Annotated in this window: 10 protein-coding genes; 5 read left to right on the forward strand and 5 right to left on the reverse strand. The window is 63.3% G+C overall.

Features of this window, described 5'->3' with window-relative positions:
• Window positions 1-157: 157 nt before the first annotated feature.
• Window positions 158-1,321 (forward strand): phytanoyl-CoA dioxygenase family protein, encoded by a 1,164-nt coding sequence (locus tag NCT32_RS29375; protein WP_250490853.1) that lies wholly within the window; start codon window positions 158-160, stop codon window positions 1,319-1,321.
• 5 nt (window positions 1,322-1,326) lie between these two features.
• Here the strand turns inward: NCT32_RS29375 and NCT32_RS29380 are convergent, their stop codons facing one another.
• From NCT32_RS29380 to NCT32_RS29400, 5 genes are read right to left on the reverse strand one after another with little or no spacing between them, the layout of a single operon-like run.
• Entirely contained in the window at window positions 1,327-2,049 is a 723-nt protein-coding gene (locus tag NCT32_RS29380) for a FadR/GntR family transcriptional regulator (RefSeq protein ID WP_250490854.1), read from the reverse strand.
• Window positions 2,050-2,056: 7 nt separating this feature from the next.
• On the reverse strand, window positions 2,057-3,079 hold the full coding sequence (gene yjfF, locus NCT32_RS29385) for a galactofuranose ABC transporter, permease protein YjfF (RefSeq protein WP_250490855.1): 1,023 nt from the start codon (window positions 3,077-3,079) through the stop codon (window positions 2,057-2,059).
• The gene (locus NCT32_RS29390; RefSeq protein WP_061121335.1) at window positions 3,076-4,131 is read right to left on the reverse strand and encodes an ABC transporter permease; all 1,056 of its coding nucleotides are present in this window, start codon (window positions 4,129-4,131) and stop codon (window positions 3,076-3,078) included. Before NCT32_RS29390 ends, yjfF begins: the two co-directional genes overlap by 4 nt.
• Entirely contained in the window at window positions 4,124-5,644 is a 1,521-nt protein-coding gene (locus NCT32_RS29395) for a sugar ABC transporter ATP-binding protein (protein ID WP_250490856.1), read from the reverse strand. The genes NCT32_RS29390 and NCT32_RS29395 overlap by 8 nt, the downstream gene beginning before the upstream one ends.
• 6 nt (window positions 5,645-5,650) lie before the next feature.
• Window positions 5,651-6,610: an ABC transporter substrate-binding protein gene (locus NCT32_RS29400; RefSeq protein ID WP_250490857.1), complete on the reverse strand. Its 960-nt coding sequence runs from the start codon at window positions 6,608-6,610 to the stop codon at window positions 5,651-5,653.
• A 404-nt stretch (window positions 6,611-7,014) separates the two neighbouring features.
• Here NCT32_RS29400 and NCT32_RS29405 point away from each other — a divergent pair, with 404 nt between their 5' ends.
• Genes NCT32_RS29405 through NCT32_RS29420 form a run of 4 tightly spaced genes read left to right on the forward strand, consistent with a single transcriptional unit; the run spans window position 7,015 to window position 8,679 of the window.
• Window positions 7,015-7,182, forward strand: coding sequence for a hypothetical protein (locus NCT32_RS29405; RefSeq protein WP_250490858.1), 168 nt, complete (start codon window positions 7,015-7,017; stop codon window positions 7,180-7,182).
• Between the two features lie 3 nt (window positions 7,183-7,185).
• Window positions 7,186-7,368, forward strand: coding sequence for a DUF6726 family protein (locus NCT32_RS29410; RefSeq protein ID WP_061121331.1), 183 nt, complete (start codon window positions 7,186-7,188; stop codon window positions 7,366-7,368).
• A gap of 1 nt (window position 7,369) precedes the next feature.
• Complete coding sequence (locus tag NCT32_RS29415) at window positions 7,370-7,990, forward strand: hypothetical protein (RefSeq protein ID WP_250490859.1); 621 nt, start codon at window positions 7,370-7,372, stop codon at window positions 7,988-7,990.
• A 20-nt stretch (window positions 7,991-8,010) separates the two neighbouring features.
• Entirely contained in the window at window positions 8,011-8,679 is a 669-nt protein-coding gene (locus NCT32_RS29420; protein WP_250490860.1) for a flagellar basal body L-ring protein FlgH, read from the forward strand.
• Window positions 8,680-9,094 lie beyond the last annotated feature (415 nt).

Below are 9,094 nucleotides of genomic sequence, written 5' to 3' on the forward strand. Positions count from 1 at the left end.
CCAACCCGCGAATATCAGCATGATCCACCGTCGAGACTTACTGCTACGTCGCCCTCAGGAAATTCGGCAAGATGCGCACATCAACAAACCCAAAACCGATCGCTATTGACAGGCGGAGTCATATCAGCCGTTATGCTTGAGGAAAACGGAGCGAGACATGAACGAGACGAACTGGTACACGGAAAGCGGGTGCTCGCTCGACGCGTTTTCGAGCCTGCTTGAGCGCGACACCGCGCAGAAGCTGATATTCGCATCGGATAGTCGATGCCGGATTCCGCTCTACGATTGCGGCGCGCTTGCCGAGGTGCTGCGCGATTCATCGAAGATCATGGCATTGCAGGCGGAATGGGCGACGGTGCTGCGCGATGGCGCGGGCGTGTTCGTACTGAAGCGCGCGTATGCGGACACCGGCCCCGTAGACGAAGCCACCGCGATTTTCGAATCCATCATCCGGCAGGAGCACGCGCGAGGCGCGAGCGCGGGCGATCATTTCGCAAAAGCCGGCGCGAACGATCGCATCTGGAACGCTCAGGAAAAGCTCTGTCTGCAAGCACCTCGCGTTTTTGCGCGCTACTTTGCGAATCCGTTCATCGAGTGTGCCGCGCGAGCGTGGCTCGGTCCCGGATTCCAGATGACGTCGCAGGTCAATGTCGTGCGTCCGGGCGGAGACGCGCAAGAGGCACATCGCGACTATCACCTCGGATTCCAGACGGCGGATGAAGTGCAACGCTATCCGGCACACGTCCACGCGATGTCGCCGTTTCTCACGCTGCAAGGCGCGGTCGCGCACAGCGACATGCCCGTCGAGAGCGGCCCGACGAAACTGCTGCCGTTCTCGCAACGTTATCGCGAGGGTTATCTCGCATGGCGCCGTGCGGACTTCCGCGCGCACTTCGAGGCTCACTACGTTCAACTGCCGCTCGAAAAGGGCGACGCGCTCTTTTTCAGCCCGGCGCTCTTCCATGCGGCGGGCGCGAACCGCACGCACGACGTGCAGCGCATGGCGAATCTTCTCCAGGTGTCGTCCGCGTATGGCCGCGCGATGGAAACGCTCGATCGCGCGCGCATGTGCGAAGCGATCTTTCCGGTGCTGCTCGACATCGAGTCGACGGGACGAATGAACGATGCGGAGCTCGATGCGGTCATCGCGTCGTGCGCGGAAGGTTATGCGTTCCCGACGAATCTGGATCGCGATCCACCCATCGGGGGTCTCGCGCCGAAGAGCCAGCAGGCGCTGCTTCGCCAGGCGCTCGATGAAGCCTGGTCCGCCGATGCCTTCGAAAAGGCACTGAAAGACAACGCGTGGCGCCGGAGCACGTAAGGCCGCTATTCCTGATACACCGCCGACAGCACGCTTTGTGCATCGGCGAGCGCGTTGTCGAGTTGCACGAGACTCGCATGACGCGCGCCGAGCGGATCGCGATTCGCGATGGCGGTGAGAATCGCCTTGTGCCGCGGCAATGAGAGCGCATGCGTATCGGGATGACGGCTCGTCAGTTTGATCGACTCCGACAGCGCCAGCGTCAGCATGTGTCCGATGTACATCAGCATGTCGTTGTGCGTCGCCGTCATGATGGCGCGATGAAACTCGAGATCGGGCGCGAGCAGTGCCTCGGGCGTGGGCGCGTGCGACATGCGCTCGAATGCGTCACGGATACGCGCGACATCGTCCTCCGTTGCGTTCGATGCGGCGAGCGCGGCGGCGGCAGGCTCGACAATCCTGCGCACCACGAGCAGCGATTGAAAGAACTCGCCTTCATGCACGGTGTTGATCGTCCAGAAGAGCACATCGGGATCGAGCGTATGCCATTCATCGCGCGCACGCACGACGCTGCCCAGACGCGGCTTCGACAGCACGAGCCCTTTCGCGACCAGCACGCGGGTCGCTTCGCGCAGCACGGGCCGGCTCACGCCATACGCTTCGCATAGCTTCGCCTCGGCGGGCAGGCGGTCGCCCGGCTTGAGCCTGCCGCTCACGATCTCGATGCCGAGTTCCTGCACGATGCGCGCGTGCATGCTCTTGCGGGGCTGTGGATGGCGATAGTCCATAGCTTCGTCAGCGCTTCGCCGCGCCGCGGTCGCCGAACGCCCGCTGCGACAGACAGAACACGAGCAGCAGCGCGCCGACCGCGATCTTGGTCCACCACGAACTGAGCGAGCCGTCGAATGAAATCAGCGTCTGAATGATGCCGAGCAACAGCACGCCGAAGAGCGTGCCGATCACATAGCCGACACCGCCCGTCAGCAACGTTCCGCCGATGACGACCGAAGCGATCGCATCGAGTTCGAGGCCCATCGCATGCAGGCCGTAGCCCGACAGCATGTAGAACGTGAACAGCACGCCGCCGAGCGCGGAACAGAAGCCCGACAGCGCATAGGCGCCGATGGTCGCCGCATTCACCGGCAAGCCCATCAGTAGCGCGGAATGCGGGTTGCCGCCGACCGCATAGATGGTGCGTCCGAACGGCGTGTAATGCGCGACGAACACGGCGGCGGCGAGCACGACGAGCGCGATCACCGCTCCGAGCGAGAGCGACGCGCCGCTCATCACCGGTATGCGAATTTGCGACACAGCGGCGTACCACGGGTCCGTGATGCTGATCGAGTCGATGCTGATGAGATAGCACAGCCCGCGCGCGAGAAACATTCCGGCGAGCGTGACGATGAACGGCTGCAGGCGAAAGCGCGCGATCAGCCAGCCCATCAGCGTGCCGAACGCGGTGCCCATCGCGAGCACGAGTGGAATCACCACGAGCGGATGCCAGCCCGCCTTCTCGACGAGCGCGGCGGAGACCATCGTCGTGAGCGCGATGACCGATCCCACCGACAGATCGATGCCGCCCGACAGAATCACGAATGTCTCGCCCACCGCGACGACGATCAGAAACGCGTTGTCGATCAGCAGATTCAGAAAGACTTGCGGCGAGAAGAAGCCGGTGTACATCACCGAGCCGAGCACGGACACGGCGATGAAGAGCGATACCGTCGCGGCAAGCGGAAGGTAGCGGCTGCGATATGTCTTGCGCGGCGGCGTATCTTCCTTGCGATGCTGCGTGAGCGTGGGCAGGCCCGAATTCATCGGCGCACCTCGCGGTCAGGAAGAGGGCGGCGCGCGAACTTCGCGACTGTCGCGCGAAATTCGCCCGATTGCAGCATCATCACCGCGAACACGACGATCGCTTTCACGACGAGATTCACCTCCGGCGGCACGCCGAGCGAATAGATCAGATAGGTGAGCGTCTGGATGATGAGCGCGCCGATCACGCTGCCCGCGAGCGTGAAACGGCCGCCCGTCAACGCGGTGCCGCCGAGCGTGACGGCGAGGATGGCATCGAGTTCGAGCAGCAGGCCCGCGTTGTTGCCGTCCGCGCTTTTTACATTCGAACTGATCAGAATGCCGGCGACGCCCGCGCACAATCCGCTGAACGCATACGCGCCGAGCGTGAGCCTTCGCGCCTGCACGCCCGCGACGCGCGCGGCGGTCGGATTGATGCCGATCGCCTGCAGAAAAAGCCCGAGCGCGGTGCGTGTAATGGCGAGATAGAGCAGCACGAACACGAGCGCGACGATAAGAATCGACACCGGCACGCCGAGCAGATAACCGCCGCCGAAGAAGAAGTAGGGCGAGTAGTAGATCGTGATGATCTGGCCGCTCGTGATGAGCTGTGCTATGCCGCGTCCCGCGACCATGAGAATGAGCGTCGCGATGATCGGCTGCATGCCCGCGCGCGCAACGAGCAGGCCGTTCCACAGCCCGCACAGCAACGCGACGCCGAGCGCGGCCACGATCACGACGGGCAGTGGAAAGCGCGTGACGGTGCCCGCGACCGACCCGCCGATCGTCCATGCGGCGACCGCGCCCGCGATGGCGACGACCGCGCCCACGGAGATATCGATGCCGCGCGTCGCGATCACGATGGTCATGCCGAGCGCGACGACCGCGAGCGGCGCGGCGCGATTGAGGATGTCGACGAGGCTGCCGTAGAGATGATGATCGCGCCATTCGACATGCAGGAAGCCCGGATTGAAGGCCGCGTTCAGCGCGAGCAGCAGCGCGAGCGTGACGATCGGCCAGCCGAGCCGATGCTCCATCGCCGAACGCAGCATTCCACGTCGCACGGTGTCATCCATGTTCGGCTCCGATCATTTCGCAGACGGTGTCCTCGCTCGTTCCCGCCGGAAGCTCGCCGACCTTGCGACGGTCGCGCAGCACGACGATGCGGTTGGCGATGCGCACGACCTCCGAGATTTCCGACGAGATGAAGAGCACCGCCATGCCCGTCGATGCGAGGCGAAGTATCTCGTCCATGATTTCCTGTTTTGCCGCGACGTCGATGCCGCGCGTCGGCTCGTCGAGAATGAGCAGACGCGGCTCGGTCGCGAGCCATCGCGCGATGAGCGCCTTTTGCTGATTGCCGCCGGAGAGCAGGCCTATCGGCATGTCGAGCGTCGCGGCCTTGATGCCGAGCGCGCGCACGAAGCGTTCGGCGAGCGCGTTCTGTTCGGCGCGCGTGAGGCAGCGTCGCGCGCCCATTCGGGCCTGCAACGCGAGTGCGATGTTCTCGCGCAACGACAACTCCGCGACGATGCCATCGGCCTTGCGCTCTTCCGGACAAAATGCGATGCCATGACGGATCGCCTGCGCGGGCGTCGCGAATGAAACCGGCGTGCCATCGATGCGCAGTTCGCCTTCGTCGGGCTTCTCCAGACCGAAGAGCAGCTTCGCAAGCTCGGTGCGTCCGGACCCGAGCAGCCCCGCGACGCCGACCACTTCGCTTGCACGCACGCGCAGATCGAGCGGTTGCAATTGTCCCTTCTGGCCGAGCCGCACGGCGTCGAGCACGGCGTTATCCGTCGCGCTCGCCTCGGACTCTTCGGGCGGCGCCTGACGCGCTTGCGCTGCGGCGAGCTCGCGCCCGAGCATCGCTGCGATCAGCGCCTGCGTGCCCAGCTCGCTCGCGCGCCATTCGCCCACGCGCCGGCTATTGCGCAATACGGTGATGCGATCGGAGATCGCGTAGACCTGATTCAGAAAGTGCGTGACGAACAGAATGGCGAGACCTTGCTCGCGCAGCCGCCGCAGCACGTCGAACAGGCGGCGCACTTCGTCGTCGTCGAGGCTGGAAGTGGGCTCGTCGAGAATCAATACTTTCGACGACAGCTTCAGCGCCCGCGCGATCGCGACCATCTGCTGCACGGCGACCGAATAGCTCGTCAGCACGCGCGTCACGTCGATATCGAGACCGATGCGCGCAAGCAGCTCGCGCGCCTGCCGGTTCGTCGCGTCCCAGTCGATGCGATAGCCGTGCAGCGCGCCGCGCCGCGGAAAGTAACCGGCGAAGATGTTCTCCGCCACCGACAGATTCGGGCAGAGATTCACTTCCTGATAGACCGTGCTGATGCCGAGCTTCTGCGCTGCGAGCGGCGACTCGGGGCGAATCGCGCGACCGTCGAGCACGATTTCGCCGGCGTCGAGACTGACGACGCCGGTGAGCACCTTGATGAGCGTCGACTTGCCGGCGCCGTTCTGTCCCATCAGCGCGTGAACCTCGCCCGGATAGAGGGTGAGGTTCACGTCCTGCAGCGCATGCACGCCGGCAAAGCGCTTGTCGATGCCGCGCAACTCCAATACGGGTGAAGTCATCGGAGATCAGTATTTGCGATTGGGGAATTCCTTCGCCGCGACCTCCATCGGGAAGATGCTTTCCTGCGTGACGATACGCTTGGGCACGGACTTGCCCGCCTTGATGTCCTTCACGACCGACATCAACTGGGGCCCGAGCAGCGGACTGCATTCGACGGATACGTTGAGCTTGCCCGCCATCATCGCTTCGAAGGCGCCCTTCACGCCATCCACTGAAATGATGATGATGTCCTTGCCGGGCTTCATGCCGGCTTCCTCGATCGCCTGGATCGCGCCGATCGCCATGTCGTCGTTGTGGGCGTAGAGCACGTTGATCTTTTTGCCTTCGGCCTTGAGGAAGGCTTCCATCACTTCCTTGCCTTTCGCGCGCGTGAAGTCGCCGGTCTGCGAACGGATGATCTTGAACTTCGGATCGGACTTGATGATTTCCTCGAAGCCCTTCTTGCGATCGATCGCGGGCGCGGAACCCACTGTCCCCTGCAACTCGACGATATTGACCGGCCCCGGATTGCCTTTCTCCTTCTCGACGAGCCACCGGCCCGCCTTGCGGCCTTCCTCGGTGAAGTCCGAGCCGATGAACGTGACATAGAGCGTCTCGTCCTTGCTGCTGATCGCGCGGTCGGTGAGCACCACGGGAATCTTCGCGTTCTTCGCTTCGACGAGCACCGTTTCCCAGCCGGTTTCGACGACCGGCGAGAACGCGATCACATCGACCTTTTGGGCGATATACGAGCGAATTGCCTTGATCTGGTTTTCCTGCTTCTGCTGGGCGTCGGAGAATTTGAGGTCGATGCCCGCCTCCTTCGCGCTCGACTTGATCGACTCGGTGTTCGCAGTGCGCCATTCGCTTTCGGCGCCAACCTGCGCGAAGCCGAGCACGATCGGCTTCTGTGCGAAGGCGGGTAGCGGGAGCATGGCGCTCAGGGGCGCGGCGGCTATCGCGACTAACACGGTGCGGCGTTTCATGTCAGTGGTTCCTCCATCCGTTGGCTATTTATTCGACTTTGTTCGAGTGATTCTGGAATAACCTGTTAATTCGTTGTTCTATTTATCTCTTTGCCGTTCCGGTATATGGGTTTTTATACCGCCGATGCAACGGCGCCGAGATAGATTGACTATATGAAGCTATCCGGCCACTTTTAATTCACGTTAACCCGCTTTTTCGGGCGAAACAGTCATACCATCTCGCGGCTTTCGCCGCATTGCAGCATCGTTTCGAACGAAGTGGAAAGAACCGGTAACACCGGCGTAATGCCTCGTAAGCACCCGCGAAAAGCGTGTTTTTTTCGCGCGATCGTCACATCGCGCGCTCATGGAAGATTGCCCCGTTGCAATCCGCAACGGTCTTTCATCTTCAAGGAGCGCGCAGCATGAACGTCACTGGCCCGAGCACTCAACACACGACGCAAACGTCGTCGCACACGTTGCCCATCAAGCGGGGTGGCGATAACCCGACCGTAGACACCGCCACGCCGAACGCGAAGACGACGCCGAGCAATCCGGCGCATCTCGGCAATCACGTCGACACGACCGCGTGAATCATGGCGACGTTCTTTCGTCTCGTGCTCGCGTGCGCCGCGCTCGCGGCGTGTCCGCTCATGCTCGACGGCTGCGCGCTCGCCGCGTTGCCGTGCCGCGTGACATCTGCCGCGCTGAAGATCGTGCCGGTCGTGGGTCATGCCGCGTCCACGCCCTTCGATGCCTGCGCCACCGCCATCGACTGACATGAAGCGAACGTTCCTTCGCTGCGCCTTGCTCGCTTGCATGGCGACGCCCGCATTCGCCGCGGCGCAAAAGCCGTTCGACTTCCGCGGCCTGCGGCTCGGCATTTCGCTCGATGCCTTCCGTCGCGAGGAGCCCGCGCGCGCGACGCCGCCCGGCAGCGTCGCCGTATGCGACACGGACCTCGAGGCCGCCTCGCTCGGCATGGTGCTGCGCGATGCGCACAGCCTGTCGATCGCGTGCAAATGGGCACATCGCACGCAAAACGGATGGAGCGAATCGCTGGCGGTCGTCGATGGCACGCCCGCGCGCGATCACGTGCTGCGCTTCATGGCGATGCCGGGCGATGCGTCGCCGCGGCTGTATCGCATGTCGTTCGTGATCGATGCGCGCGTGGCCGATGACTTCGCGCAAGCGCTGACGTCGAAGTTCGGCGGGAGTCGCGTCGAGCGCGCGAACGGCTACCAGACGCGGACATGGGAGAACGCGGCGAGCTCAATCACGCTGGAGGCGAACGGCGCCGCGGCCTCGGCGCGCGTGATCTATCGCCTGAAGGCCTACGAAGCGTGGCTGCGCGATACCACCGACAGATGGCGGCTCGCCGCCGTTCACGACGCGCCCTGAATCGAAGGAGAGGATTGTTCATGAAACTGGCGTCAATGCCATGCGCGGCGTTCGTGCTCGCGCTCGCCGCGTGCTCGTCGTCGGGGTCGCGCTCGATCGTCGAGATGCCGACTTATGCGCCGGCCGTCGCGCAGCCGGTCAACGTCAACACGCTGGGCGCGATCTATCAGGCGGGCAGTTCGGCATCGCTCTACGAGACTTCGCGCGCGCAGAGGGTCGGCGACGTGCTGACGATCCGGCTCGCGGAGTCGTACCAGGGCAGCAATACCGCGGATGCCAGCGCGAGCCGCGCGAGCAGCATCAGCGCCGAGGCCGCCGACAAGTCGAGCGGGGCGGCGGCGCGGCTCGCGCGTCTTTTCAATGTCGGCTCGGCGGATACGTCGTTCAAGGGGAACGGCAGCACCAGCAATCTTTCGGCGATGAGCGGCACGCTCGCGGTATCGGTCATCGGCACGTTGCCGGGCGGCAATCTCGTGGTCGCGGGCGACAAGATCATCGCGATGAGCGGCAATCAGGACCGGCTGCGATTCTCCGGCATCGTCAATCCGAAGGATATCGAGGCGGGGAATTACGTGGCGTCGAACAAGGTGGCGAATGCGCGCATCGAACAGGCGGGCGTGGGAATGCTCGCGGATTCGACGACGATGGGGTGGTTGCAGCGGCTGTTCATGAGTGTGCTGACTTTCTGATGGTGATGCGGGGCGCGTTGATCCTGCGCGTGGTTTGCGAAATCCAGCGCTGACGAGCTTCGCTTTTTGCCATCGCAGATGGTCTGCGTCGATCGGATGAACCGCTTGCAGCGTGATTCCGTGTGTGTCCCCCACGAGAGTCATCCGGGATTCTTGGTGAATTGATTAGGATTACTCGGTTTGCTTTGATTTAAGCCGTGGTTTAGAAAGACGGTTCGATTCCTCTCAGGCGCGAAAGCGAGAATGAATAACTGGCATCCGGACGTATCGCAACAGTTCGCCGAGCAAATGGCTCCCGAAACGGGAGGCCAGGCGTAATGGCGCTGCTTGCAGTTACTCACCTGACGCCGGTCATCGGCGTGGACGTTCATCTGATCCAGACATTCGCAGGCCCCACGCTACCGCTGCCGCATCC

The organism is Caballeronia sp. INML2 (genome assembly GCF_023631365.1).
Classification (GTDB): Bacteria; Pseudomonadota; Gammaproteobacteria; order Burkholderiales; family Burkholderiaceae; genus Caballeronia; species Caballeronia turbans.

What these genes read in the sequence shown, in the direction of transcription:
- NCT32_RS29400 (WP_250490857.1), bottom strand. Translation starts at nt 6,610, where the DNA reads ATGAAACGCCGCACCGTGTTAGTCGCGATAGCCGCCGCGCCCCTGAGC.
- NCT32_RS29390 (WP_061121335.1), bottom strand. Translation starts at nt 4,131, where the DNA reads ATGGATGACACCGTGCGACGTGGAATGCTGCGTTCGGCGATGGAGCAT.
- yjfF (WP_250490855.1), bottom strand. Translation starts at nt 3,079, where the DNA reads ATGAATTCGGGCCTGCCCACGCTCACGCAGCATCGCAAGGAAGATACG.
- NCT32_RS29405 (WP_250490858.1), top strand. Translation starts at nt 7,015, where the DNA reads ATGAACGTCACTGGCCCGAGCACTCAACACACGACGCAAACGTCGTCG.
- NCT32_RS29380 (WP_250490854.1), bottom strand. Translation starts at nt 2,049, where the DNA reads ATGGACTATCGCCATCCACAGCCCCGCAAGAGCATGCACGCGCGCATC.
- NCT32_RS29410 (WP_061121331.1), top strand. Translation starts at nt 7,186, where the DNA reads ATGGCGACGTTCTTTCGTCTCGTGCTCGCGTGCGCCGCGCTCGCGGCG.
- NCT32_RS29415 (WP_250490859.1), top strand. Translation starts at nt 7,370, where the DNA reads ATGAAGCGAACGTTCCTTCGCTGCGCCTTGCTCGCTTGCATGGCGACG.
- NCT32_RS29375 (WP_250490853.1), top strand. Translation starts at nt 158, where the DNA reads ATGAACGAGACGAACTGGTACACGGAAAGCGGGTGCTCGCTCGACGCG.
- NCT32_RS29395 (WP_250490856.1), bottom strand. Translation starts at nt 5,644, where the DNA reads ATGACTTCACCCGTATTGGAGTTGCGCGGCATCGACAAGCGCTTTGCC.
- NCT32_RS29420 (WP_250490860.1), top strand. Translation starts at nt 8,011, where the DNA reads ATGAAACTGGCGTCAATGCCATGCGCGGCGTTCGTGCTCGCGCTCGCC.